At 49.1% G+C, this 26,287-nt stretch carries 27 protein-coding genes, 1 rRNA gene and 2 other annotated features; of the genes, 27 read left to right on the top strand and 1 reads right to left on the bottom strand.

The features are described from left to right. Window positions 1-9 precede the first annotated feature (9 nt). Both rrf and CR205_RS19485 read left to right on the top strand, forming a co-directional pair. Window positions 10-126 (top strand): 5S ribosomal RNA (rrf, locus tag CR205_RS19490). A gap of 228 nt (window positions 127-354) precedes the next feature. Next, entirely contained in the window at window positions 355-1,143 is a 789-nt protein-coding gene (locus CR205_RS19485) for an SDR family oxidoreductase (protein ID WP_110521812.1), read from the top strand. 57 nt (window positions 1,144-1,200) lie between these two features. Here CR205_RS19485 and CR205_RS19480 read toward each other — a convergent pair whose 3' ends face one another. Then, the gene (locus tag CR205_RS19480) at window positions 1,201-1,830 is read right to left on the bottom strand and encodes a LysE family translocator (protein ID WP_110521811.1); all 630 of its coding nucleotides are present in this window, start codon (window positions 1,828-1,830) and stop codon (window positions 1,201-1,203) included. Between the two features lie 490 nt (window positions 1,831-2,320). Here CR205_RS19480 and CR205_RS19470 point away from each other — a divergent pair, with 490 nt between their 5' ends. The 25 genes from CR205_RS19470 (at window position 2,321) to rplL (ending at window position 25,666) form a co-directional block, all read left to right on the top strand. Continuing rightward, on the top strand, window positions 2,321-3,049 hold the full coding sequence (locus tag CR205_RS19470; protein ID WP_110521809.1) for a YqcI/YcgG family protein: 729 nt from the start codon (window positions 2,321-2,323) through the stop codon (window positions 3,047-3,049). A 396-nt stretch (window positions 3,050-3,445) separates the two neighbouring features. Then, on the top strand, window positions 3,446-4,147 hold the full coding sequence (locus CR205_RS19465) for an MgtC/SapB family protein (protein WP_110521808.1): 702 nt from the start codon (window positions 3,446-3,448) through the stop codon (window positions 4,145-4,147). Window positions 4,148-4,524: 377 nt separating this feature from the next. Beyond that, window positions 4,525-4,986, top strand: coding sequence for a CtsR family transcriptional regulator (locus tag CR205_RS19460; protein WP_110521807.1), 462 nt, complete (start codon window positions 4,525-4,527; stop codon window positions 4,984-4,986). 131 nt (window positions 4,987-5,117) lie between these two features. Continuing rightward, a complete protein-coding gene (locus CR205_RS19455; RefSeq protein ID WP_110521806.1) occupies window positions 5,118-5,657 on the top strand; it encodes a UvrB/UvrC motif-containing protein in 540 nt (179 codons plus the stop codon). A gap of 3 nt (window positions 5,658-5,660) precedes the next feature. Beyond that, a complete protein-coding gene (locus CR205_RS19450; protein WP_110521805.1) occupies window positions 5,661-6,740 on the top strand; it encodes a protein arginine kinase in 1,080 nt (359 codons plus the stop codon). 16 nt (window positions 6,741-6,756) lie between these two features. After that, window positions 6,757-9,213, top strand: coding sequence for an ATP-dependent protease ATP-binding subunit ClpC (gene clpC, locus CR205_RS19445; RefSeq protein ID WP_110521804.1), 2,457 nt, complete (start codon window positions 6,757-6,759; stop codon window positions 9,211-9,213). A gap of 200 nt (window positions 9,214-9,413) precedes the next feature. Then, complete coding sequence (gene radA / locus CR205_RS19440; RefSeq protein ID WP_110521803.1) at window positions 9,414-10,823, top strand: DNA repair protein RadA; 1,410 nt, start codon at window positions 9,414-9,416, stop codon at window positions 10,821-10,823. Next, on the top strand, window positions 10,801-11,880 hold the full coding sequence (gene disA / locus CR205_RS19435; RefSeq protein ID WP_110521802.1) for a DNA integrity scanning diadenylate cyclase DisA: 1,080 nt from the start codon (window positions 10,801-10,803) through the stop codon (window positions 11,878-11,880). The genes radA and disA overlap by 23 nt, the downstream gene beginning before the upstream one ends. A 307-nt stretch (window positions 11,881-12,187) precedes the next feature. After that, on the top strand, window positions 12,188-13,288 hold the full coding sequence (locus CR205_RS19430; protein WP_110521801.1) for a PIN/TRAM domain-containing protein: 1,101 nt from the start codon (window positions 12,188-12,190) through the stop codon (window positions 13,286-13,288). 300 nt (window positions 13,289-13,588) lie between these two features. Further along, complete coding sequence (gene ispD, locus CR205_RS19425; RefSeq protein WP_110521830.1) at window positions 13,589-14,293, top strand: 2-C-methyl-D-erythritol 4-phosphate cytidylyltransferase; 705 nt, start codon at window positions 13,589-13,591, stop codon at window positions 14,291-14,293. Beyond that, window positions 14,290-14,772 carry a 2-C-methyl-D-erythritol 2,4-cyclodiphosphate synthase gene (ispF, locus tag CR205_RS19420; protein ID WP_110521800.1) on the top strand — a complete coding sequence of 161 codons (483 nt, stop codon included), beginning with the start codon at window positions 14,290-14,292 and terminating at the stop codon, window positions 14,770-14,772. Before ispD ends, ispF begins: the two co-directional genes overlap by 4 nt. 115 nt (window positions 14,773-14,887) lie before the next feature. Continuing rightward, window positions 14,888-16,348 (top strand): glutamate--tRNA ligase, encoded by a 1,461-nt coding sequence (gltX, locus tag CR205_RS19415; protein ID WP_110521799.1) that lies wholly within the window; start codon window positions 14,888-14,890, stop codon window positions 16,346-16,348. A gap of 24 nt (window positions 16,349-16,372) precedes the next feature. Next, window positions 16,373-16,610, top strand: a binding site (T-box leader). 467 nt (window positions 16,611-17,077) lie between these two features. Then, window positions 17,078-17,737 carry a serine O-acetyltransferase gene (gene cysE, locus CR205_RS19405; RefSeq protein WP_110521797.1) on the top strand — a complete coding sequence of 220 codons (660 nt, stop codon included), beginning with the start codon at window positions 17,078-17,080 and terminating at the stop codon, window positions 17,735-17,737. After that, window positions 17,727-19,127: a cysteine--tRNA ligase gene (gene cysS / locus CR205_RS19400; RefSeq protein WP_110521796.1), complete on the top strand. Its 1,401-nt coding sequence runs from the start codon at window positions 17,727-17,729 to the stop codon at window positions 19,125-19,127. Before cysE ends, cysS begins: the two co-directional genes overlap by 11 nt. 64 nt (window positions 19,128-19,191) lie before the next feature. Beyond that, on the top strand, window positions 19,192-19,557 hold the full coding sequence (locus tag CR205_RS19395) for a Mini-ribonuclease 3 (RefSeq protein WP_110521829.1): 366 nt from the start codon (window positions 19,192-19,194) through the stop codon (window positions 19,555-19,557). Beyond that, on the top strand, window positions 19,550-20,305 hold the full coding sequence (gene rlmB, locus CR205_RS19390) for a 23S rRNA (guanosine(2251)-2'-O)-methyltransferase RlmB (RefSeq protein WP_236634910.1): 756 nt from the start codon (window positions 19,550-19,552) through the stop codon (window positions 20,303-20,305). Before CR205_RS19395 ends, rlmB begins: the two co-directional genes overlap by 8 nt. After that, a complete protein-coding gene (locus tag CR205_RS19385) occupies window positions 20,305-20,817 on the top strand; it encodes an NYN domain-containing protein (protein WP_110521794.1) in 513 nt (170 codons plus the stop codon). Before rlmB ends, CR205_RS19385 begins: the two co-directional genes overlap by 1 nt. A gap of 237 nt (window positions 20,818-21,054) precedes the next feature. Continuing rightward, a complete protein-coding gene (gene sigH, locus CR205_RS19380; RefSeq protein ID WP_110521828.1) occupies window positions 21,055-21,693 on the top strand; it encodes an RNA polymerase sporulation sigma factor SigH in 639 nt (212 codons plus the stop codon). A 214-nt stretch (window positions 21,694-21,907) separates the two neighbouring features. Beyond that, window positions 21,908-22,111, top strand: a complete 204-nt coding sequence (gene rpmG, locus CR205_RS19375; protein ID WP_407923587.1) for a 50S ribosomal protein L33 — start codon at window positions 21,908-21,910, stop codon at window positions 22,109-22,111. A gap of 62 nt (window positions 22,112-22,173) precedes the next feature. After that, the gene (secE, locus tag CR205_RS19370; protein ID WP_110521792.1) at window positions 22,174-22,383 is read left to right on the top strand and encodes a preprotein translocase subunit SecE; all 210 of its coding nucleotides are present in this window, start codon (window positions 22,174-22,176) and stop codon (window positions 22,381-22,383) included. A 95-nt stretch (window positions 22,384-22,478) separates the two neighbouring features. Beyond that, window positions 22,479-23,015, top strand: a complete 537-nt coding sequence (gene nusG, locus CR205_RS19365; protein WP_110521791.1) for a transcription termination/antitermination protein NusG — start codon at window positions 22,479-22,481, stop codon at window positions 23,013-23,015. A 193-nt stretch (window positions 23,016-23,208) separates the two neighbouring features. After that, window positions 23,209-23,634, top strand: coding sequence for a 50S ribosomal protein L11 (rplK, locus tag CR205_RS19360; protein ID WP_142669914.1), 426 nt, complete (start codon window positions 23,209-23,211; stop codon window positions 23,632-23,634). Between the two features lie 155 nt (window positions 23,635-23,789). Further along, entirely contained in the window at window positions 23,790-24,485 is a 696-nt protein-coding gene (rplA, locus tag CR205_RS19355) for a 50S ribosomal protein L1 (protein ID WP_110521789.1), read from the top strand. Between the two features lie 59 nt (window positions 24,486-24,544). Continuing rightward, window positions 24,545-24,698, top strand: a sequence feature (ribosomal protein L10 leader region). A 44-nt stretch (window positions 24,699-24,742) separates the two neighbouring features. Then, entirely contained in the window at window positions 24,743-25,243 is a 501-nt protein-coding gene (gene rplJ, locus CR205_RS19350) for a 50S ribosomal protein L10 (protein ID WP_110521788.1), read from the top strand. Window positions 25,244-25,303: 60 nt separating this feature from the next. Further along, a complete protein-coding gene (rplL, locus tag CR205_RS19345; RefSeq protein WP_110521787.1) occupies window positions 25,304-25,666 on the top strand; it encodes a 50S ribosomal protein L7/L12 in 363 nt (120 codons plus the stop codon). The last annotated feature ends 621 nt before the right edge of the window (window positions 25,667-26,287 follow it).

The raw sequence follows: 26,287 nt of genomic DNA, 5'->3' as shown, positions 1-26,287 counted from the left end.
TCAAACTTGTCTAGTGACGAAAGCGGAGAGGTCACACCCGTTCCCATGCCGAACACGGAAGTTAAGCTCTCCAGCGCCGATGGTAGTTGGGGGCTCTCCCCCTGTGAGAGTAGGACGTCGCTGGGCACACAAAAGCTCACTCGCATATGCGGGTGGGTTTTTTGTTTGTACAAAAATAGAGAAGTTCGATAGCTGATGAAGACACCAGACCTCCCGGCTTGGCAAAAAACTTGTTTTACTTTAGCATAAATAACATAACTGCACACTGCACTACAGAACGGAAAATGAGATCTCGACTTACAGTGTTATACCTGCTCAATAACAGATCACTTCCAAAAAAGGAGTGGTGACTGAATGGATTTACTACTAAGAGATAAGTCCGTAATTGTCCTCGCGTCGAGCAAGGGGCTTGGGAGAGCATCAGCAATGGCATTTGCAAAAGAAGGAGCCCGCGTGATGCTTGCAAGCAGAAATGAGAGTGAATTAGAGCATGCAGCAGGACTCATCTATGAAGAAACAGGCAAAAGACCGTTATACCGCGTTTGCGATGTCACAAAACCGGATCAACTAAAAGCACTTGTAAAGGAAACAGTGGAGGTATATGGCGGGGTTGACGTGCTGGTCAATAACGCAGGCGGTCCTAAAGCAGGCGGATTTGAAGAGCATTCGGATGAAGACTGGACCGCCGCGTTTGAACTGAACCTGCTTAGTTATGTACGGGCCGTAAGAGAAGTGCTGCCTTACATGAAGGAAAGCGGCGGAGGCCGGATTGTGAATATCGCATCATCATCCATCAAAGAGCCTGTCGACGGCCTGATCCTTTCTAATACATTCCGTACCGGCATCGTTGGACTTGCCAAAAGTCTGGCAAAAGAGTTTGGCGAACACGGCATACTCATTAATACGGTAGGCCCGGGGAGAATCGCTACAGAGCGGGTTGATCACTTAGATCAAGTAAAGGCAGAAAAAACAGGGAAATCCCAGAAAGAAGTCAGAGAAACATTTAAAAAGGGGATACCGGCAGGGCGGTATGGTACACCGGAAGAATTCGCACGAACGATTGTTTTTCTAGGTTCGTTTGCGAATACTTACGTAACCGGACAGTCGATTGTAGTCGACGGCGGTTCAACGAAAGCTTACTGATCTGAACAGGTGCACAGGGGAAGTCCGGTGTACCTGTTTTCAATCTGCAGATCAGATTTAGCACATTAGATAAAACCCTTTATACAGAAACGTCCCTGCAAACAGAATGAGCATCACGCCGGCAAGACGATTGATAAATACAACCATCCTGGCGTGCACGTAGTCCTTTAGAAAATGAATAAAAGCGGAGACAAAAATGTTCCAGAGAAGAATTCCTGCGACGATCATGATGCTGGCAGTAATCACGACTTCACTCGTTTCCGTTTGTTTCAGTCCGGCTAAAACAGAGCCGTATATCCCAAACCAGAACAAAATATTTAAAGGGTTCAGTCCGGCGATGCCAATTCCGGAAAAAAACCCTGATCTGTACTGAAGGACGATCTCACGAACGGGCTCAATGGAGAAGTTCCCGGTGAGGAAAAGAGACTGCCAGCCTAGAAAGCAAAGAAAAAATGATCCGCACACATATAACACGGCCTGAACCGGAACAGGTGATAAGAGGAAACCGGCGCCAGAGTAAATCATCACCATAAACAATAGATCCGCGAAAAGCCCTCCAAGACCTGTTAACAGAGCACCCCAAAATCCGAGAACCAGCCCCCGCCTGACCATCTCCATGCTAAGCGGGCCTACAGGGGCAGCAAGTGTAATACCGAGAAAGAGAAAGTAAAACCAGCTTTGAGTCATGTCCGCTTCCTCCCTGATTGGTGCAGTCTATCAGTACAAGTACATGCGTAAAATTAAAATCTAGACATGTTTTCTGCAAAGGAAAGGCTGTTTTCATTTAGAATACTGCTATTTATAAATGAAATTCTGAAGCGTAAGACGGCTTCTCCTGCAGGAATAAACAGGGCGAGAATCTGCAGAAAGCGCCGGCCTTCACCGCAACAAAACAAGCGAAAGGTCGCGACTCCAGCGACGAGCGTCTGCTTCACAAATAAGCTGCGAGTTGCTTCGATGAAGACCGCTTCGAAGGGAATGCTGGCAGAGGAAGAAGCAGGAAAGTTCCCGAGGAGGCTGAGGCGTTGCCCGCGGAAAGCGTTGACCTGTATCGCTATAAACAACATCCTTTCCGAAAACAGCCTTTTAGAAAAGCGAGAAGATGAACATTCTTCTTTTAATACTAATGTTCATTGTGTGTACATAGGGTATATACAAAGGGAGGAGGCCTGACCAGATGACATCACATTTAAAAACCAGAGCAGATATCCACGAAGAAGCAAACATACCGGAATGGCTGAAGCGGGAATTTTCCTTTTTTGAAAAAATCGTGACAGACCGCACGTTCCCCTGTTATTTCGGGAGATCCGGTCTGCTGAAGGATGAATTGCGATACAGCTATCTCGAAAAAGATAATTGGGGCCATTTCCCTGAAACGCTTCGTTCCTTTATAAAACTATTAAACGAAAATCCGAAGATCAGACGCGGCCTGTTTCTATTTGTAGAGCCGGAGGAGCACCTGAAAACGATTGATGACTTCCGGGATCAGTTCTGGGAGGTTCTTCAGTTTCTGCATGATAAAGACGATGCCCCCTGGCCGGAGGACATTCCCAAGGATCCGGATCACCATTTATGGACATTCTGTTTTGATCAGGAGCCGATGTTTGTTTTTGGAAATGCCCCGGCATACGAGCAGCGCCGCACCAGAAATCTTGGAAAGGGACTTGTTATTGGGATTCAGCCGAGGACGATCTTTACAGGTCTGGAAGGGACAGAGCCGAACGGGATTAATTCCAGAGAAGCAGTCCGGAAGCGGGTGGAAGCGTGGGACCAGCTCCCCAAGCATCCTGACATCAGTCACTATGGAGATGAAACACATCACGAGTGGAAGCAGTTTTTTATCGGCGATGACTGTGAGCCCATCGTTAGCGAATGTCCTTTTCAGCAGCGGAAAATCAGAAACTGACAAATAAAAGCAGAACTCACGGGCAGGATATTAAGTAGCTTTTGTCGTATATGTAAGAGATATAGAAATTTAATCAGGTCGTCAAAAGAATACGTGCAGGCTTTAAGGCAGCCGGTAATCAGGGGACCGGACTGCCCGAAAGTACCAGTTAAGAAGTCAGACGACAGTCCTTTTTGCGCGTGCAAAAACGGAGCGTCCGGCATTAAAATGCAAATTTGAGTATGCCCGTCCGTCAATTTCGTAAAGCTCAACTGAACGTCATCCGCCTTATTTCCACGGTGGTGCCGCAATAGTTTCGTTGCCGGCGTCAGCTGTTCTGACAGAAAGAGATGCTCATTAACGCAATGTAAAGGGGTGCAGGCGACCAGAGACTAAACAAAAGGGGAGAATCAGGGGATGTTTGAAACAGTAAGTGAATTTTATACGAGCGGAACGCTTCTGAAAATGGCGTTCGCAGCAGCAGCAGGTCTGATCATCGGCCTGGAACGTGAATTAAAAGGAAAACCACTCGGGTTAAAAACCTGTCTGATTGTGTCCGTTACGGCATGTCTGCTCACGATCGTGTCCTATGAATCGGCGATGCTTTATTCTGAAGCCTATTCAAGACCGATGGATCCGGGCCGTATTCCATCTTATATTATCAGTGGGATCGGATTTCTTGGAGCCGGTGTTATCCTGAGGAGAAACAACGACGTTATTTCCGGACTGACCACCGCAGCACTTGTGCTTGCTTCTGCCGGAATCGGGATCACTATCGGTGTGGGCTTTTATCTTGAAGCTGCAGTCGGTGTTGTCTTTCTCATTCTCGGTGTGCGGATCATCCCGGATATGATGGAGTGGATGGGTTTAAAAAAGCTCAACGAAATCGAAGTTAGAACGAAGCTGTATCTTAATAAAGGTACGGAACTGACAACACTGCTTAAACAAGTAAAGAAGAAAGAATTCGGCCTTCGCAGGGTCAAAGTGAAGGAAGAAGGGGACTGTATTGTCCTGACGTGTATTATCGTTACCGATAAGAGCACCTATACAACGGATATTTTCTATACACTGAAGTCCCTTGAGGATGTCCGGCAGGTGGAAGTGGAAAACATCACGTAGCCATACGAAAGAGAAAAGCGATATTCACATCTGACAGATGATTGAATATCGCTTTTGTGTGGAATAGAACAGAGCAGGGTTAATGGTCTTACCCGGCAAAAAGAATGAATGCTTCCTTTGGGGGCAATAATGGTTGGTGGATATTCATAAGCAGTAGTATGGTTTGACTGCGCCGGTGCAAAAGAAAACACACAGTGAAGAATAATGAGCGTTAATATAATTACAAAAAAAGTGCGAGCGTGATGATTGCAAACAGAGGAGAATTGGGTATAATAAAATTAAAGTCAAAGATAGTCAAAGTCAAACAAGCCGGCATATACCGGCAGTGTAATGACTGTGACTGCCCATCTTTTCTGAGGCCCGGGGAGGCTGATGCGATGCGCAATATATCGGATGTGATTGAACATTATTTAAAGCAGATCATTGATCAGAGTAAGGAAGAAGCGGTGGAGATTAAACGAAGTGAGCTGGCTGAGCAGTTTCAGTGCGTCCCGTCACAGATTAACTACGTCATCAGTACTCGCTTCACACTGGAAAAAGGGTACATCGTTGAAAGCAAGCGGGGCGGAGGCGGGTATATCCGGATTACAAAAGCCGTGACAGATGATCAGGGAGAACTGTTTGATCAGGTGACGGCGGTGATCGGCACCCGTATTGCCCAGCATCCTGCAGAGAACATTATCGAGAGACTTCTGGAGGAAGAAGCAGTATCAAAGCGGGAGGCAGATCTTATGCTCCGTGCAACTGACCGCCATGTAATCACCCTGCCACTCCCGGCAAGAGATGAAATCAGAGCAGCTATTTTAAAAGCGATGATAGAGTCGCTCAAATACCGCTGACAATTGGCGGGCTGCAAAAACTGCGGCTGAGGCGGATCGCGGTTTTGGGCAATAGTTAAGCAGCGCACATTGATCGCAAATTAACAGGCTTCTTTAGTAAGGAAATATAAAAAGAATCAGGAGGGGTGGGAATGCTCTGTCAGGAATGTAAGGAGCGTCAGGCAACACTGCATTTTACAAAAATCATCAATGGTGAGAAAACAGAGTTTCATTTTTGTGATGTATGCGCAAACGAACAGGACGGTCACATGCCGGGGGCAAAGACATTCTCCATGCACCAGCTCCTGTCGGGCCTTCTGGATTTCGAACAGCAGATGCCGTCCGCACATAAAGGCGGGATCAGGAAGACGAGAGAAGGTCTGACCTGTCCGGAATGCAAGATGACCTACGAACAGTTTGCCAAGATCGGAAGATTCGGCTGTTCCGAATGCTATAAGGCATTCCAGTCAAAACTCGATCCGATTTTCAAGCGGATTCACAGCGGAAATGTCGTTCACGGCGGGAAGGTGCCGAAAAGGGTCGGACAGCATCTGCATTTGCATAAAGAAATTGAAAAAATGAAGCAGGAACTGCAGGCACTCATTGCGAAAGAAGAGTTTGAACAGGCAGCAGAGCTTCGTGACCGGATCCGGTCTCTTGAGAAAAAACTGAAAGAGAAAAGGGAGGGATAGCACGTGTCACTGCAGCAGTTTATCAGCCAGGCAATTAGCCCGTGGATGAAAAAGGACGGTCCGAACGCCGATATTGTTCTCAGCAGCAGGGTGCGGCTCGCAAGAAATATCAAGCATGTCCCTTTCCCGATTCTCGCATCAGCAGAGGATCTTGCTGCCCTGACAGAACAAATCGGTTCTGAGTACGGCGGGGCCGGTCATTCCCGCTACGGCACGATTGAATTTCTGAAGATGAGCGGGATGAAACAGAACGAAAAAAGAGTGCTGGTCGAGAAGCATCTGATCAGCCCAGCCCTGTCCGATGAATCAAAAGCAGGAGCTGTCCTGCTGAGTGAAGATGAATCCCTCAGTATTATGGTCAATGAAGAGGACCACATCCGAATACAATGTTTATTAGCCGGCTTTCAGCTCACTGAAGCACTCAGGCTGGCGAACGAAGTCGATGACTGGATGGAGGATAAACTCGATTTTGCCTTTGATGAAAAGCGCGGGTACTTAACGAGCTGCCCGACAAATGTCGGTACGGGACTCAGGGCCTCGGTTATGATGCACCTTCCGGCTCTGGTGATTACACGTCAGATGAACCGGATCCTGCCGGCGATTAACCAGCTCGGCCTTGTCGTCCGGGGAATCTACGGCGAAGGCAGTGAAGCGCAGGGGAACCTTTTTCAGATTTCCAACCAGATTACACTCGGAAAGTCTGAAGAAGATATTGTTCAGGACTTGCAGAGTGTTGTTCTGCAGCTGATCCAGCAGGAGAGGGCAGCGCGGAAAACTCTTATGGAGCAATCAAAGCTTCAAATGGAGGACAGAGTGTTCAGATCCTACGGCATCCTGGCCAACAGCCGGATCATAGAATCAAAAGAAGCAACGAAACGGCTGTCGGATCTCAGGCTGGGCATTGATATGGGACTGATCAAAGATGTAGAAGGCAATATTCTCAATGAACTTATGATTCTTACACAGCCGGGATTCCTGCAGCAGTATGCAGGTGAAATTCTCTCGCCCGAACAGCGTGACCAGCGCAGGGCAAGGCTGATCAGGGACCGGCTGAAGATGGAAAACGAACAGATCGACCATTAAACGGAGGTGGAGGAATATGATGTTTGGACGTTTTACAGAGAGAGCACAAAAAGTACTTGCACTTGCACAGGAAGAAGCAACCCGTCTGGGGCACAGTAATATCGGAACAGAACACATTCTGCTCGGTCTTGTGAGAGAAGGAGAGGGCATTGCAGCCAAGGCCCTGTCTGCACTAGGACTCAGCCCTGATAAAATTCAGACTGAAGTGGAGCAGCTGATCGGCAGAGGGGAAGAAGGGTCAAAAACGATCCATTATACGCCGCGGGCAAAGAAAGTCATTGAGCTTTCCATGGACGAAGCACGTAAGCTTGGCCACTCCTATGTGGGCACCGAACACATTCTGCTCGGCCTCATCCGTGAAGGCGAAGGTGTGGCGGCCCGTGTCCTGAACAACCTTGGTGTCAGCCTGAACAAAGCGCGCCAGCAGGTGCTGCAGCTTCTCGGAAGCAGTGAATCTTCCAACAGCCAGCAGCAGAGCGCGGGATCAGGTGCCAACGTAAATACACCGACACTCGACAGTCTTGCACGTGACCTCACGGCAATCGCAAAAGAAGAGCAGATTGACCCGGTCATCGGCCGCTCCAAGGAAATTGAGCGCGTGATCCAGGTTCTCAGCCGCCGTACGAAAAACAACCCGGTTCTGATCGGTGAGCCTGGCGTCGGTAAAACCGCTATTGCCGAAGGGCTTGCCCAGCAGATCGTAAACAACGAAGTTCCTGAAACGCTTCGCGGCAAGCGGGTTATGACTCTGGATATGGGTACAGTCGTTGCGGGAACCAAGTACCGCGGGGAATTTGAGGACCGTCTGAAAAAAGTGATGGAGGAAATCCGCCAGGCAGCAAACGTCATTCTCTTTATTGATGAGCTTCATACGCTTATCGGGGCAGGCGGCGCAGAAGGCGCTATCGATGCCTCCAACATTCTCAAACCGTCACTGGCACGGGGGGAGCTCCAGTGTATCGGAGCGACAACCCTCGATGAATACCGGAAATATATTGAGAAGGATGCGGCTCTTGAGCGCCGGTTCCAGCCGATTAAGGTTGAGGAACCGACAAATGACGAGTCCGTTAAAATTCTGAAAGGCCTTCGTGACCGCTATGAAGCACACCATCGTGTGACGATTACAGATGAAGCGATCGAAGCGGCAGTGAAGCTGTCGGACCGCTACATTGCCGACCGCTTTCTGCCCGACAAAGCGATTGACCTGATTGACGAAGCGGCGTCCAAAGTGCGCCTTCGATCTTACACAGCTCCGCCTAACCTGAAGGAACTGGAACAGAAGCTTGACGAAACCCGCAAGGAAAAAGATGCGGCAGTGCAGAGTCAGGAATTTGAAAAAGCAGCCTCTCTCCGGGACAGCGAGCAGCGTGTCCGGGAAGAGCTTGAAACGATGAAGAAGGAATGGAAGGAAAAGCAGGGACAGGAAAACTCCGAAGTGACCACAGAGGATATTGCACTCGTGGTGGCCAGCTGGACCGGTATTCCTGTCAGCAAACTGGCTGAAGAAGAAACCGAGCGTCTCCTGAAGATGGAAGAGATTCTTCACGACCGGGTTATCGGCCAGGATGAAGCCGTAAAAGCGGTATCGAAAGCCATTCGCCGTGCCCGTGCCGGCCTGAAGGATCCGAAGCGTCCAATAGGCTCGTTCATCTTCCTTGGCCCCACAGGGGTCGGTAAAACAGAGCTTGCACGTGCCGTTGCTGAATCTCTCTTCGGGGATGAAGATTCGATCATCCGGATCGACATGTCCGAGTTCATGGAGAAGCACACCACGTCCCGTCTCGTCGGGTCACCTCCGGGATACGTGGGGCACGAGGAAGGCGGCCAGCTGACTGAGAAGGTCCGCCGTAAGCCGTATTCAGTCGTCCTCCTTGATGAGATTGAAAAAGCCCACCCTGAAGTGTTCAATATTCTTCTTCAGGTACTTGAGGACGGTTTCCTTACAGACTCCAAAGGGCGCCGGGTCGACTTCAGAAACACGGCGATCATCATGACATCCAACGTAGGTGCCAGCACGCTGCGCCAGAGTAAGAGCCTAGGCTTTACAGCAGAACGTGACGGCCAGGACTACAAGGATATGAAAGGCAAAGTGATGACCGAACTGAAGAAAGCCTTCCGTCCGGAATTCCTGAACCGGATCGATGAGACGATTGTGTTCCATTCTCTTAATAGAGAACACATCAAAGAGATCGTAACGCTCATGTCGGACCAGCTAACTAAGCGTCTTGCCGAACAGGATATCGAATTTGAGATTTCCGATGAGGCAAAAGCGAAGATAGCCGACGAAGGCTACGATCCGGACTACGGGGCACGCCCGCTCCGCCGGGCTCTTCAGAAACAGGTGGAAGACCGACTGTCTGAAGAACTTCTCCGCGGTAACATTCACAAAGGCCAGCGTGTTAAACTGGCCGTGAAAGACGGAGACTACTTCGTTGAAACAGGTACAGCAACAGGTGCCGGAAACAAGAAATAAGTACCTGATGCTTAAACAGGCCGGGAGAGTGACTGTCACTTTCCCGGCCTCCTTTCTATCCATTTTTCCGTACCGGGAAAAATGATGTGGGTCACCTTTTCCCCATCTGCCTGTTTATAAGGCTTTGCCATACCTGATTTTTTAAAAAACATGATAAACTATAGACAGATTAAGCTTTTACAGATAGGACGGGGACGGATATGGCGAAAAGGAAAACAAAATTTATTTGTCAGGATTGCGGATACGAGTCCACCAGGTGGATGGGGAAGTGTCCCGGCTGTCAGAACTGGAACACGATGACGGAGGAGTTTGAAGAAAAAACGACAGCCTCCTCTTCCAGAAGCTTTGTGACCAGTGCCAGAGGCGGTGTCACGAAGCCTCAGCCGATCACGAAAATTGAAAGGAAAAATGAGCAGCGGCTCAGCACAAATATGAAAGAATTAAACCGGGTACTCGGAGGCGGGGTTGTACCGGGTTCTCTCGTCCTTGTAGGCGGGGATCCGGGGATCGGAAAATCAACACTGCTGCTCCAGGTGTCATCGCAGATGGCCCGCCAGGAGCACCGGGTCCTTTACATATCCGGTGAAGAAAGCGTCAAGCAGACGAAACTGCGGGCTGACCGGCTTGATGTAGCCGATGACAACCTGTTTGTCCTGGCGGAGACGGATGTGGAGTATATCGAGAAAGTTATAGAGGAAATGAACCCGACACTTGTGATTATCGACTCCATTCAGACCGTATATCTGGATGCGGTCACGTCCGCACCGGGAAGTGTCTCGCAGGTAAGAGAATGTACGGCTGCTTTTATGCGCCTTGCTAAAACAAAAGGGATTGCCATCTTCCTCGTCGGCCACGTAACGAAGCAGGGGGCCATTGCAGGCCCCCGCCTTCTGGAACATATGGTCGACTCGGTACTATATTTTGAGGGGGAGCGGCATCATACTTTCCGGATTCTCAGAGCCGTTAAAAACCGTTTCGGTTCTACAAATGAAATGGGCATATTCGAGATGAAGGAAGAGGGGCTCACAGAAGTACTTAATCCATCGGAGATTTTTCTTCAGGAGCGGACAGCCGGCTCGGCAGGTTCCACCGTTGTTCCATCCATGGAAGGGACAAGGACGGTCCTGGTGGAAATTCAGTCCCTGATCTCGCCGACCAGCTTCGGAAACCCGAGACGAATGGCAACCGGGCTGGATCACAACCGGATCTCCCTGCTGATGGCTGTACTCGAAAAGCGTGTCGGCATGCTGCTCCAGAATCACGATGCCTATGTAAAAGTTGCCGGCGGCGTCCGGCTTGATGAACCTGCGATCGACCTGGCAGTCACAGTTGCGATCGCGTCAAGCTTCAGGGACGTTCCGACAAAAGCCGGGGACGTTGTGATCGGGGAGGTCGGTCTCACCGGAGAAGTCCGGCGTGTCGCCCGGCTTGAACAGCGGGTCATGGAAGCCGCGAAGCTCGGATTTAAGCGGGCAATTATTCCAAAGAAAAATATCGGCGGGTGGACAGTCCCCGATGGCATCGAAATTATCGGTGTGAACACTGTCAATGAAGCATTAGAGGAATGTTTAGGAGGTGCGTCGTCAGGTGGATCCGCGTTCGAACTATGATACCAATTTTATCAGCACGGTTCTGCAGCTTGTCTCTCCGGGCACACCGCTCCGGGAGGGCATTGACAATGTTCTGCGGGCTAAAACAGGAGGACTGATTGTCCTCGGATATAACAACGAGATGATGCATATTGTAGATGGAGGTTTCTTTATCAACTGTGAATTTTCCCCGGCTTACCTGTACGAACTGGCCAAAATGGACGGTGCGATCATTCTCAGTGAGGACGGCAGGCGCATTCTTTACGCCAATACGCAGCTGGTTCCGAACAACGCCATTGATTCCACAGAAACGGGAATCCGTCACCGGACGGCGCAGCGCGTTGCCCGTCAGACGGGAAACCTTGTCATTTCCATTTCCCAGCGCCGGAATGTCATTACATTGTACCAGGGGGACTACCGTTACTCCCTCAAGGATATCGGGGTAATTCTTACAAAAGCCAACCAGGCCATTCAGACGCTGGAAAAATACAAATCGGTTCTTGATCAGAGCGTGACCAATCTCGGCGCCCTTGAATTTGAGGAACTCGTCACGATCCAGGAAGTATCCCAGGTGATGCACCGTGTGGAAATGGTGCTCAGAATTAAAGCCGAAATCCTGAATTATGTGAACGAGCTGGGCAACGAGGGCAGGCTTATTTCCATGCAGCTTGAAGAGCTTGTTTCCAATACGGAAAGAGAAGCGGTCCTTCTGATAAAAGACTATATGAAAGACAGGTCGAGTGATCCCCTTCATATCCTTAAGCAGCTGAAGAAGCTGTCCAGTGATGAGCTGCTTGACGATATGATTATCGTAAAGCTTTTAGGCTATAGTAAGACTGTTAATCTGTCTGAGTTTGCCATCTCCCCGCGGGGCTACCGGATTCTGCATAAAATTCCTCGGATTCCACCGCTTGTAGTCGAAAATCTGGTTCAGAGGTTCGATAATCTTCCGCAGATTATGAGAGCTTCCACCGAAGAACTTGACGAAGTGGACGGGATCGGGGAAGCAAGGGCCAGAAAAATCAAGGAAGGCCTGACCCGTATTCAGGAACAGCTGTTTATCGACCGTCATATCTGACCCTGCGGTATGCCGGGTATTTCCGGCATCTGCACCGGTTCAGCTGCTCATTACAGGCAGGCTGAAAAAGAAACCTGCCTTCTCCTCCGGTTTATTCTGTTCAGAGCCAAATGTCTAAACAAATCTAACCTTGACGAAACTTCACTTTTAGCGATATAATTGAAAATTTACTTCCGTTGACATGGTAAAGTCACTCTGATATTGTTAATTTATTGTAATTTGATCCTACTGCAACTTTTTGTGATTTTTTCAGAATAACGTTTCAAATTTGGTGACTTGTCTATAATGGTTAAAGGAGGTGAAGACGTTGCTAAGACGAATAACACAGCTTTTCATACTGATCGTTGGTGGCGCGGCAGGATTTGTATTTATACCTGATCTGATTTCTATTCTTAATGTTGGAAATGCTCCGTGGCTGGAAAGCCCCTATGCAGGAGCGGTTCTCGGTGCACTTATTTTATTTTTGGCAACTTACTGGTTCATTGATGATTTTGTCGATCTCATCAAGGTCTTTGAAGAAAAGCTGGTAAAAGTGCCTGTGACAGACCTCCTTTTCGGGACAATGGGACTGATTGTCGGTCTGATCGTTGCTTTTTTAATCGGTCTTCCAATTGATGCACTCGGAATACCGGTTCTCAGTACGTACCTTCCTCTATTTGCTACGTTTTTCCTTGGATACCTCGGTTTCCAGATCGGCTTTAAAAAGCGGGATGAACTCATCGGTCTCACTGCGATTTCCGGAAGACTCGGTTCAAAGGATGGCAGGAAAAAAGACGAAGAAGAAGCGGAAGTCCGCAAAGGTTCACTCAAGATTCTCGATACGAGCGTCATCATTGACGGCCGTATTGCAGATATCTGCCAGACTGGGTTTCTGGACGGCACCCTCATCATTCCCGAATTTGTTCTCGAAGAACTGCAGCACATTGCCGATTCTTCGGATGTTTTAAAACGGAATCGGGGCAGACGCGGACTGGATATCCTGAACAAAATCCAGAAAGAGCTGCCGATTAACGTGGAGATTTATGAAGGCGACTTCGATGAGATCCATGAAGTGGACTCAAAGCTTGTGAAACTGGCAAAAGTTATCGGAGGCTATGTGGTCACAAACGATTTCAACCTTAATAAAGTCTGTGATCTCCAGGGCGTCTCGGTTCTGAATATCAATGATCTAGCCAATGCAGTCAAACCGGTTGTACTGCCTGGTGAGGAAATGGCGGTACAGGTAATCAAAGACGGTAAGGAACACAATCAGGGTGTTGCGTACCTGGACGACGGAACAATGATCGTCGTTGAAGAAGGACGCAATTACATTGGCAAGGAAATTGACGTCATCGTCACGAGTGTCCTTCAGACCTCAGCAGGACGAATGATTTTCGCCAAGCCGAAACTGCTTGAAAAAGCGCTGTAAACGATAAGGCATAAAATAGATGGAGCGAAAGGCGGCGACTCCTGCGGGAACAGCGCCAACGGAAGACCCCGCAGGACGATCTTCCCGAGGAGGCTGCAGTGGTGCCCGCGGAAAGCGTCCGCCTGGAGCGAGATAAAACAACATATGCAGTTCAGAAAAATATAAATGCAATGGCAGCGCGCGTTCGTTAACCCTCATGAAACAGCTGCGCTCATTGCGGCAGAGGCTGCCCCCGAAGGATCCTTCGGGGTCAGCCTCAATGTCATTTCTGCACAACAAATAGATATTGGGGAAGATAAAATGGAGAATTATACGGTTGTCATTCCGGCTGCCGGTCAGGGAAAACGGATGAAAGCCGGTAAAAACAAACAGTTTCTGATGCTTAACGGCATTCCCCTGGTTATACATACACTCCGTGTTTTCGAACAAGATGACTTCTGCTCTGAAATCGTACTCGTGGTAAACGAACAGGAGACCGAAGCCATGGAGCAGCTCGTCAATGAATACGGGATCACCACTCCGGTCTGCATTATTCCCGGCGGCCGGGAGCGCCAGAACAGTGTTTACGAAGGTCTCAAGCAGGTGGAGAATGGCGGCAAAGATCCGGTGGTGCTGATTCACGACGGCGCCCGCCCGTTTATAAAAAAAGAACAAATCGACACCCTTGTCAGTACGGCAAAGGCAAGTGGTGCTGCAATTGTGGCTGTGCCGGTAAAGGATACCGTAAAGAAAGCATCCGGAACAACCGTGACAGCAACCGTTGAACGTGAGGGTCTGTGGGCAGTACAGACACCTCAGGCTTTTCGTCTTTCTTTAATCCTGAGTGCCCATCAACAGGCGGCCGAAGCCGGTTTTCTCGGAACAGATGATGCCAGTCTTGCAGAATGGTGCGGTAAAACGGTCCGTATCGTCGAAGGGGACTACCAGAATATCAAACTCACCACCCCGGAAGATCTGCTGTTTGCAGAAGCGATTATTTCAAACCGGAAGGACGGACATATATGATGAGAATTGGACAAGGCTTTGACGTGCACCAGCTAACAGAGGGACGCCCCCTTATTATTGGAGGCATTGAAATCCCATATGAGAAAGGACTGCTCGGGCATTCAGATGCAGATGTGCTGCTTCATACGATTGCAGACGCCTGTCTCGGTGCCATCGGGGAAGGGGATATCGGCAGGCATTTTCCGGATACGGACCCGGCATTTAAAGACGCCGATTCAAAAAAACTGCTCAGCCATGTATGGGGGCTCGTAAAAGAGCGCGGATATACCCTCGGCAATGTGGACTGTACGATTATGGCCCAGCAGCCGAAAATGGCGCCATATATAGAAGAAATGCGCGCGGGGATCAGTGATCTGCTGGAAGCAGAGACAGATCGGGTGAATGTAAAAGCGACCACTACAGAAAAGCTCGGCTTTACCGGACGCGGCGAAGGGATTGCCTCTCAGGCTGTTGTCCTGCTTGTTAAGGTGGAGCAGTAAGCCTGCAGGGCCCCATGACGGATTTTTAACCCTTGACGATAGTGATAAAATAAAGGCAGTGTGCACAGGAAGCAAGATCGTTAACATAGAACAAAAGTGTGGAAGGAGTCATACAATGGCTAAAGAAATCCGGGTGCGTTTTGCACCGTCACCTACCGGACATCTTCATATCGGAGGCGCCCGTTCGGCGCTGTTCAATTACTTATTTGCCCGCAATCAGAATGGAAAGTTTGTCGTCAGAATAGAAGACACAGACCAGGCCCGTAATGTGGAAACAGCAACAGAAAAGCTGATGGAAAGCATGAAATGGCTCGGCATTGACTGGGATGAAAGCGTAGATGCGGGCGGCCCGCACGCCCCTTACAGAAGCATGGAGCGGATGGACATTTATAAAGAGTATCTGCAAAAGCTCCTTGATGAGGGGAAAGCCTACTACTGCTACATGACAGAAGAAGAGCTCGAAGCTGAGCGCGAGGCCCAGCGCGACCGCGGCGAAACACCGAAATACTCCGGCCGTGACCGCGACCTGACGGCGGAACAGCGTGAAGCCTATGAAAAGGAAGGCAAAAAGCCTGTCGTCCGTTTCCGCGTACCTGAATCCGGCGCTGTCGTGATTGATGATGTGATCCGCGGCAACGTTACGTTCGAAAACGAAGGAACCGGAGACTTTGTGATTGCCCGTAAAGACGGCGTTCCAACCTACAACTTCGCTGTTGTAGTGGATGATTATCTGATGGAAATTTCCCATGTGATCCGGGGGGAAGAGCACCTTTCCAATGCTCCTCGCCAGGCGCTCATTTATGAAGCATTCGGATGGGAGAAGCCGGTCTTTGCCCATGCTTCTCTAATCCTGAACCCGGACCGTCAGAAGATGAGCAAGCGGGATGAGTCGATTATTCAGTTTGTGGAGCAGTACCGGGATCTCGGTTACCTTCCGGAAGCAATCGTTAATTTCCTGGCGCTTCTCGGCTGGTCTGCCGGAGAGGAAGAGGAGATCTACTCCAAAGCGGAGCTCGAGGAGAAATTCAGTCTTGAACGCGTGTCCAAGTCACCTGCTGTCTTTGACACCGATAAGCTTGAGTGGATCAACAACCGCTACATGAAGGAAGCGGACCTTGACCGTGTCGTGGAACTCGCCCTGCCGCACCTGATCAAAGCGGGAAAGCTTCCGGAAAATATGTCAGGTGAGCAGCGGGAGTGGGCTGAGAAGCTGATTGCCCTTTATCAGGAACAGATGAGTTACGGTGCGGAAATCGTCGAGCTTAGTGATTTGTTCTTTAAGAAGGAAATCGAGTATAATGAAGAAGCAAAGCAGGTCCTTTCCGAAGAACAGGTGCCGGAAGTGATGGCAGCCTTTAAAGAGGAAGTAAACGCACTTGAGACGTTCGAACCTGCAGAAATTAAAAAAGCGATCAAATCCGTCCAGAAATCAACCGGCCACAAAGGGAAAAAGCTGTTTATGCCGATCCGTGTGGCTGTGAGCGGCCAGACACACGGCCGTGATCTTCCGGATACGATTGCTCTTATCGGGAAAGAAGCGGTTCTTGCCCGTCTCGATCAGGCAGTGAGCCAGTAAATACAAGTCATCATAATCATAAACAGATGAACGATGAAGGGAAAAAGTACCTGAACACCGTCTTTTCCAGAGAGAGCTGCCACCGGCTGCAAGCAGCTTAAAGAACGGTTCAGGGAACATGCCTCCCCGAGTCCTGCTCCAAACGTTCCGATCAGGAACAAGTAGGTGCAGGCGGTCCCCCGCCGTTACAGGGATAAGATGAGTCTTCTGGAAAGACGGAGGCTCAAGCAGAGTGGAACCGCGCGGATAAAGCGCCTCTGTGCCCGATTAATCAGGCACGGGGGCGTTTTTTTTGTTTTTTGGTAACTATAATCTTCTGACATTGTGAATAACTATTTCTTTAGGTAAAACCGCTCCAGACGGACGCTTTCCGCGGGCACCACTGCAGCCTCCTCGGGAAAATCGCCCTGTGGGGTCTTCCGTCGGTGCTGTTCCCGCTGGAGTCGCCGTCTTCCGCTATAACTATACGATTACAACCAATTATTATATCTCGCGAAGCTGAACGCCAGTAGGGAGACTCCTGCGGCAGTGAGGGCCAGGCGAGACCCCACAGGGCGAAGCCCGAGGAGGCTTGCCGGCACCGCCGCGGAAAGCGAGCGGATGGCGTGCAGCTGAGCTAATAACAATTAGAATGTTGTATAAGAGATTTTCTGACATATGTCAAGGTGCATAAGCGCTGTTGTTTCGCGAAGAATCCTAACAGACCAGCTATAAAAGGAGGTCAGGGTTGTGTTTAAAACTTTGAAAAATGACATTGACGTGGTGCTTGACCAGGACCCGGCCGCCCGGAACCGCCTGGAGGTTGTTTTCAACTACTCAGGGGTTCATGCCATCTGGAGCCACAGGCTTGCCCACTGGCTCTGGAAAAAACGGTTTTACTTCCTTGCCCGCTTTCTTTCGCAGATAAGCCGGTTTTTTACGGGCATTGAAATTCATCCCGGCGCAGTGATCGGCCAGAGGCTGTTCATTGATCACGGCATGGGTGTCGTCATCGGGGAAACGTGTGAAATCGGAGACAACTGTACAATCTATCAGGGTGTTACGCTCGGTGGAACCGGTAAGGAAAAAGGGAAACGGCATCCGACGCTGGAAGATAACGTCCTGATCGCGACCGGTGCGAAAGTGCTCGGCTCGATGCGTATCGGGGAAAACTCGAGAATCGGTGCCGGATCTGTCGTGCTCAAGGAAGTGCCCCCCAACTCCACAGTGGTCGGAATTCCCGGCAGAGTCGTTGTGCAGGATGGCGTGAAGGTGGACCATGATCTGGATCATATTAACCTTCCGGATCCCGTTTCAGACAAACTGAAAGAACTGGAAGAAGAAATTGCCCGTCTGAAGGAACAGCTGGACAGGGTGGAAAGCCAAGGAGGCGTTTATCGTGGCGATTAGAATGTATAACACATTAACGAGACAGAAAGAGGAATTTAAGCCGATTGAAGAAGGTAAAGTGAAAATGTATGTGTGCGGACCGACTGTCTACAACTACATTCATATAGGAAACGCCCGTCCTGCGGTCGTATTTGATATGGTCCGCCGTTTCCTCGAGTACCGGGGATACGACGTGGAATACGTGTCCAATTTCACCGATGTGGATGACAAAATCATCAAGGCAGCGGAGGAAATGGGCGAGGATGTCACCGCTATTGCGGAACGGTTTATCGAGGCGTATCACGAAGACACAGGCGCGCTCGGGGTCCGTAAAGCCGATCTGCATCCCCGTGTGACCGATACAATGGACGATATTATCCGTTTCATTGAAAAACTTACCGAAAAAGGCTATGCCTACGCCTCAGGTGGAGACGTTTACTTCAGGACCCGCAAGTTTGACGGGTACGGGAAGCTTTCGCACCAGTCCGTGGATGACCTTCAGCTCGGAGCCCGGATTGAAGTCGGTGAGAAAAAGGAAGACCCGCTTGATTTCGTACTCTGGAAAGGAGCGAAACCAGGAGAGATTTACTGGGAGAGTCCGTGGGGACAGGGGCGCCCGGGCTGGCATATCGAATGCTCGGCGATGGTCAAAAAGTACCTCGGTGATACGATCGACATCCACGCTGGCGGCCAGGATCTCTCGTTTCCGCACCATGAAAACGAAATTGCCCAGTCTGAGGCCCTGAATGAAAAGAAGATGGCCAACTACTGGATTCATAACGGATACATTAATATCGACAACGAAAAAATGTCCAAATCACTCGGAAACTTTATCCTCGTTCACGATATCATCAAGAAGTTTGACCCGGATGTTGTCCGTTTCTTTATCGTCAACAATCATTACCGGAGTCCGATTAATTTCAGCGACAGCCAGCTTGCAAGCGCGAAGAGCTCGCTGGACCGGATTAAAACGACGTATGCGAACGTGACGCACCGCCTGTCCGAAACCGCGGATCTCGGTGAGGAGAAAGACCGGTGGATGAAAAAGACCAACGATCACCACGATCATTTCATCAGCGAAATGGATGACGATTTCAACAGCGCCAACGCTGTTGCCGCCCTGTTTGATCTCGTCAAAACGGCAAACAACTACCTGAGGGAAAAGCATTCGAGTAAAGAGGTTCTGGCTCACATTCTGAAAACGATGGATCAGATGGCCGAAGTGCTCGGCATCTCTCTTCAGGAAACGAAAGAGATCCTTGATGAGGAAATCGAAGCTCTGATTCAGGAGCGGATCAATGCTCGTAAAAACCGGGATTTTGCCCGTTCCGACCAGATTCGTGATGAACTGAAAGAGCAGAATATTGTTCTTGAAGACACGCCGCAGGGTACGCGCTGGAAGAGGGTGTAGCCAAGTGAAGCTCAACCAGGAAGTCCCTGACGTGGACCAGCTGAACGGTCTGACACTGGCCTATATGGGAGACGGGGTCATGGATATGTACGTCCGCTACCGCCTGATCGCCTCGGGCCAGGTCAAACCGAACCAGCTTCACAGGATGGCGAGTACCTTTGTGTCCGCCAAAGCACAGGCCAAAGTGGTCCTTGAACTCCTTGAGGGGGAGCGCCTTACGGAAAAAGAGCGGTCCGTCACCCTGAGGGGGCGAAATGCCAAATCCGGATCCGTGCCTAAAAATACAGATGTGACCACGTACAGGTACAGCACCGCCTTTGAGGCGCTGCTCGGGTATCTGTATTTGAAGGATCAGCACGAAAGACTCGATACGATTATGAGCGAAGCTTTTGCCATTCTTACTACGGAAGGGGGAAATGAACGTGAGTAACAAACAGGATTTCATCGCAGGAAAAAACCCTGTCATTGAAGCACTCAAGGCTAAACGGCCGGTCAATAAAATCTGGGTGGCAGAAGGTTCCCAGAAAGGCCAGATGAACAAAATTACCGATCTGGCAAAAGCATCGAAAGTAAATGTCCAGTTCGTTCCGAAACAGAAAATCGATCAGATGGCAGGAGGCAGCCAGCACCAGGGTGTGGTTGCCCAGGTGGCTGCCTACGAATACAGCGATCTTGAGGATCTGTTTGCTGCAGCTGAAAAAAGTGGGGAAGCGCCCCTCTTTTTATTACTTGATGAACTGGAGGATCCCCATAATCTTGGGTCGATCCTCCGAACCGCCGATGCTGTCGGTGCCCACGGTGTCATCGTGCCAAAGCGCCGTTCGGTAGGGCTTACCCAGACCGTGGCGAAATCGTCCACTGGTGCGATTGAGCATATCCCGGTCGCCCGCGTCACAAACCTGGCCCGGACGATGGATGAGCTCAAGGATCGGGGCCTTTGGTTTGTTGGAACCGATGCGGCGGGGAATGAAGATTACCGGCAGACTGACTTCACAATGCCGACAGGTCTTGTGATCGGAAGCGAAGGAAAAGGGCTGAGCAGGCTCGTGAAGGAAAAATGCGACTTCCTCGTGAAGATTCCGATGGTCGGGCACGTAACATCCCTGAATGCATCGGTTGCTGCCGCACTGCTTATGTATGAAGTCTACCGCCGCCGCCATCCGGAAGGACAGGCATAATGCGCCGGTTTTTGATCGTGGACGGCTACAATATCATCGGTGACTGGCAGGAATTAAGAGAACTTCAAGCCAGAAACCTGGAGGAAGCCCGTGACGTTCTGATAGAGAAAATGGCCGAATACCAGGCGTATACCGGAACGAGTGTCATTATTGTTTTTGACGCCCATATGGTTCCGGGTCTCGGCCGGAAAATGAAAAACTACCGTCTCGATATCATTTATACACGGGAAAAAGAAACAGCGGATGAACGGATTGAAAAGCTCGTCCGTACCTTGAAGCGTGTGGATACGGAAATTTCTGTTGCCACATCTGATTTTGTAGAGCAGCGGATCATTTTTGCGAGCGGTGCCCTGAGGAAATCCGCCCGTGAACTCCGGAACGAAGTAAAGACGATCGAGAAAGGCATTGCTAAAAAAGTGCTCAGTGCAAAAAAACAGACAGCACGTACAAAACTGCCCATGACAGAGGAAATGGCAGATATATTTGAAAAATGGCGTCGAGGAGAGCGGTGAGCACCTTGACGCCTTTCCTTTTTGTTTAGTATAATGTTTCTATATTTAGACAATTCACAATTCTATCTGGTTAAAAAGGTTTGATTGGCAGTTTAAGAGGGTAAGGATTAGTTTCTTTACTTTTAAAAACCCCATTTATTCATGCGCTTACATCAAGACCGAGCGGTGCAGGGAACTCTCCTTTTTAATGCAGAGAAAAAAGACAGGGTCGGAGGGATCGCGGTGGCTTTAGACCTTATGGAAACTGGACGTAATGTCAAGTTTGAAGGAATGGACGATGAAACTCTGGTAGAGTATGTCCGGGAAGGAGACAGTGCGGCGCTTGAGTATTTGATCAACAAGTATAAAAACTTCGTAAGAGCGAAAGCGAGATCGTATTTCCTTATCGGTGCGGATCATGAAGACATCGTTCAGGAAGGAATGATCGGCCTTTATAAATCCATTCGTGATTTTAAAGGAGACAAGCTATCTTCCTTTAAGGCCTTTGCCGAACTTTGTATTACACGTCAGATCATCACAGCCATTAAAACCGCCACCCGGCAAAAACACATTCCTCTTAATTCCTACGTATCGCTGGACAAGCCGTTATACGATGAGGAATCAGACCGGACACTGTTGGACGTCATCTGCGGGTCGAGGGTGAGCGACCCCGAGGAACTGCTCATTAATCAGGAAGAGTTCGACGACATTGAGATCAAAATGGGTGAAATTCTGAGTGAACTGGAACGGCAGGTACTCATGCTTTACCTGGACGGACGCAGCTATCAGGAAATCTCGGCAGACCTCAACCGTCACGTTAAGTCGATTGATAACGCGCTTCAGCGTGTAAAACGAAAACTCGAACGCTATGTGGAGATTAAAGGCGTCAAACTTTAACTTCACAGAACAGCTAAGCAGCTTTTAAGCATACAGGGGGCGCACCTGAAGCACCCCCTGTTTTCTTATAACGGTCCGGCTTGATCAAGCCGTTCTGATATTCATGACGACCCTCTTATACTTTCTCTTACACAGGTTATGAAAATCATTGAAACGGGCGACACTGTGAGGGGAGGGGCGATTGACAGCCCTTCTTTTATTGTGATAAGTTGATATGGTATGTACACATGTACGCACGTTTTATAAACAAGCAGTCAGGGAGTTTATTATGTCAGCTAAAATCGTTCTCGCATGTTCGGAATGTAAGTCCCGAAACTATTCAACCACAAAAGGGTCCGGCAGCCGTGCCGACCGTTTGACATTCAGTAAATACTGCAGTACATGCGGTAAGCATACAACCCATGTGGAGACGAAATAAATACAACAGCGGGTGACGGCTTATGGCCGTATCCGTTTACTAGCAGGTTGGAGGTGGCTTGTATGGCAGAAACAACATCAACATCAACAGCAAAAAAGCCGGTGAAGTTCCTTAAGGAAGTATCCACAGAAATGAAGCGCGTAACGTGGCCGACTCGTAAAGAACTCGTACGTTACACAGGTGTCGTTGTGGCAACTGTTGCATTTATCGCAGTATTCTTCTTTATTGTTGATACTGGAATTTCCGAACTGATCCGTTTAATTCTAAACTAGTAAAACGCCTGTACCAGTCCGGCTTGCATACATCCGGGTTCACTGGTAAGAGAAGTTGTTTTTAGAGGAGGGAAGGACATCGCGTCCTGAACGTCATGGAGAAAAATTGGTTTGTTGTTCACACCTATTCAGGCTACGAAAATAAGGTAAAAACGAACCTGGAAAAGCGTGTGGAGTCGATGGACATGACCGACAAAATTTTCCGGGTTCTTGTTCCGGTGGAAGAAGAAACGGAAATTAAAAACGGAAAGAGCAAGCAGGTTACAAAAAAAGTCTTTCCTGGTTATGTCATCGTTGAAATGGTAATGACAGATGATTCCTGGTACGTAGTCCGTAACACGCCCGGCGTTACCGGATTCGTAGGGTCAGCAGGCGCCGGTTCAAAACCGACACCGCTGCTGCCTGAAGAAGTGGATGCAATTCTGCGTCAGATGGGTGTTGAACAGCCGAAAGCAGAAGTTGACTTTGAGATCAAAGAGCCTGTTAAAGTGAAGGAAGGTCCTTTTGCCAACTTTATCGGCACAATCGAGGATATCTTTGCTGAGAAGCAGAAACTCAAAGTTCATGTGAATATGTTCGGCCGGGAGACGCCGGTTGAACTGGAATTCAGTCAGGTTGAGAAAATCCAGTAGCAGAAGCGGGCCAGCCCGGTTTTACGAACGATTTTCAAAAGGACTTGATATCTGTTTTTGAAAGTGATAAAATTTGAATGTTGTTAATGACGTGAACACATCATGTTCACGTTTTTTCCTGCAATCATGCAGATATGAGTGGGAGGGCTTCGTGCCCGGTTTACCACATCACGGACTTAAGGAGGTGTGTCGCGTGGCTAAAAAGGTCATTAAAGTTGTAAAACTTCAAATCCCAGCTGGTAAAGCTAACCCAGCACCGCCAGTAGGACCGGCGCTTGGTCAGGCTGGAGTAAACATCATGGGATTCTGTAAAGAATTTAACGCTCGTACACAGGAACAAGCGGGCTTAATTATTCCGGTTGAAATTACGGTATTTGAAGACCGTTCATTTACATTTATCACAAAAACTCCACCAGCTGCAGTTCTTCTGAAGAAAGCAGCAGGAATCGAATCAGGTTCCGGGGAACCGCACAAGGTGAAAGTTGCTACAGTTAGTCGTGATAAAGTACGTGAAATCGCGGAAACAAAAATGCCGGACCTGAACGCAGCTGACGTAGAAGCAGCTATGCGTATGGTTGAAGGTACTGCCCGCAGTATGGGTATCACGATCGAAGGTTAATTGAACCCATGAACTGTCATTGAGGTTGCGAAGCGGGATTCGTCCCGCCCGGACTGCGGTTTTGGAATCCTTCGCGGATCCCGGAGCTGCGGCCGGTCGCAGCCTTTATTAGTGGGAGGTCTAACCGCTAAAACCACAATCAAGGAGGAAATAACATGGCTAAGAAAGGCAAAAAGTTTGCAGATGCTTTGAAACTTGTTGATCGCGATAAAGCGTATGAAGCTCGCGAAGCACTTGAACTTGTTCAGAAAACAGCAACAGCTAATTTTGACGAAACAGTGGAAATGGCTGCCCGTCTTGGGGTAGATCCTAAGAAAGCGGATCAGCAGATCCGTGGTGCAGTTGTTCTTCCAAACGGAACAGGTAAAACCCAGCGCGTTCTTGTTTTCGCAAAAGGCGATAAAGCCAAAGAAGCGGAAGCTGCAGGAGCGGATTACGTAGGGGAAGAGGACATGATCAACAAAATCAACCAGGGCTGGTTTGACTTTGACGTAGTCGTTGCGACTCCGGACATGATGGCTCAGGTTGGTAAACTCGGTCGTGTACTTGGACCAAAAGGTCTTATGCCTAACCCGAAAACCGGAACTGTTACGTTTGACGTAGAAAAAGCTGTTAACGAAATCAAAGCGGGTAAAGTTGAATATCGCGTTGACAAATCCGGGAACATCCACGTTCCAATCGGAAAAGTTTCCTTTGATGCTGACAAGCTTGAAGAAAACTTCCGCACTATGGTCGACACGTTGATGAAAGCGAAGCCTGCGGCTTCAAAAGGCACTTACATGCGTAACGTTGCTGTTTCATCTACAATGGGACCTGGCGTAAAAGTTAACGCATCCGCTTTTAAAATTTAATCATATAAACGGTTGACTTCCCTTTTTCAGGGAGCTATACTGTTCCTTAGTGGTTAAATTTAAATCAATAAATCATACCGCAGACAGCAGGAGCGCATTGCCGCTTAATACCCTGCCGAGGTGAAATCCGATCCTATTCCTGTGAAGCATTCACAGGCTACCGATACGTGTGCCTCCATGTCTGTAAAGATATGGGGGCCTTTTATTTCTCCCTGTTAGGTATGAACCCTTGATTCTACAGGAGGTGTCAGCACAGGATGAGCTCAGTGATTGAACAGAAAAAACAGGTCGTTGACGAAATTGCAACGAAACTGAAAGAAAGCCAGTCTACAATCGTAGTTGATTACCGCGGACTTGACGTGGCAGAAGTAACTGAACTTCGTAAACAGCTTCGTGAAGAAGGCGTAGACTTCAAAGTGTACAAAAATTCAATGACGCGCCGTGCCACAGCGGAAACTGGTCTTACAGAGCTTGATGAACAGCTCAAAGGACCAACAGCGATCGCATTCTGCAACAACGATGTTATTGCTCCAGCGCGTATTCTTAACAAATTCGCGAAGGATCACGACGCTCTTGAAATTAAAGCGGGTGTTCTTGAAGGCCGCGTTGCAACTCTTGAGGAAATCAAGTCGATTGCAGAACTGCCGTCCCGCGAAGGTCTGCTTGGAATGCTTCTCAGCGTTATGCAGGCTCCAATCCGCAACTTTGCCCTTGTTACAAAGGCTGTTGCAGAGCAGAAAGAAGAAAAAGGCGCGTAACATTTACACGCCATACCGCTTGAAATTACAAGTAATACAATAAATAGGAGGAACATCAAAATGACTAAAGAGCAAATTATCGATGCGATTAAAGAAATGTCCGTTTTGGATCTTAACGACCTCGTTAAAGCAATCGAGGAAGAATTCGGAGTAGAAGCTGCAGCTCCTGTAGCGGCTGCCGGCGCTGGCGCTGGAGATGCTGCTGAAGAGCAGACTGAGTTCGACGTAGTCCTTGAGTCTGCTGGAAGCTCAAAAATCGGCGTAATCAAAGTGGTTCGTGAAATCACTGGTCTTGGTCTTAAAGATGCGAAAGCTCTTGTAGACGGCGCACCTGCACCGGTTAAAGAAGGCGTATCTAAAGAAGACGCTGAAGAGATTAAAGCTAAGCTTGAAGAAGCTGGCGCATCAGTAGAAGTTAAGTAATCTCTGCTTATAATGCAGAAAGCCCGCTTTGGTACCCCCAAAGCGGGCTTTTTTACCCGGTAAAATGTTGAAGCCGAGCATTTCAAAAAATAGTTGTTAAAGTCAGAAGCTGATTTCCGCTCACTGCGCTCCCTTTCCGCGGGCACCGCTTCAGCCTCCTCGGGAAGAGCACCCTGCGGGGCTCTTCGGCTCTTGCTGTTCCCGCAGGAGTGTCTCGTGTTCACATAAATTAACTCAATGTTACGTTCTAACGTGGCTTATTAAAAAAGCTATCTTTGGAAAAGGTTGCTGTTTTATTTCGCTGCAGGCGGACGCTTTCCGCGGGCAAGGCCTCAGCCTCCTCGGGAAAAGCGCCCTGCGGGGTCTTCGGCTCTTGCTTTTCCCGCCGGAGTCGCCGCCTTTCGCTTCATTAATACCTTTGTGAATACAGCAATCTATCCGAAAACAAAATTAAGGTGAATGAAATGGGCCTATGGTTACATGCGGAGCTTCATGCCGGCAGTGAGACTCCTGCGGCAATGGAAGCCAGGCGAGACCCCGCAGGGCGAAGCCCGCGGAGGCTTGCCGGCATCGCCGCGGAAAGCGAACGGACGGCATGAAGCGAAGCTTTTTTCAGTCAAA

The sequence above is a fragment of the Alteribacter lacisalsi genome, from assembly GCF_003226345.1.
Taxonomy (GTDB): domain Bacteria; phylum Bacillota; class Bacilli; order Bacillales; family Salisediminibacteriaceae; genus Alteribacter; species Alteribacter lacisalsi.
The sequence above is the reverse complement of the archived record's forward strand: the minus strand, read 5'-3'. Positions and strand labels throughout refer to the sequence as shown.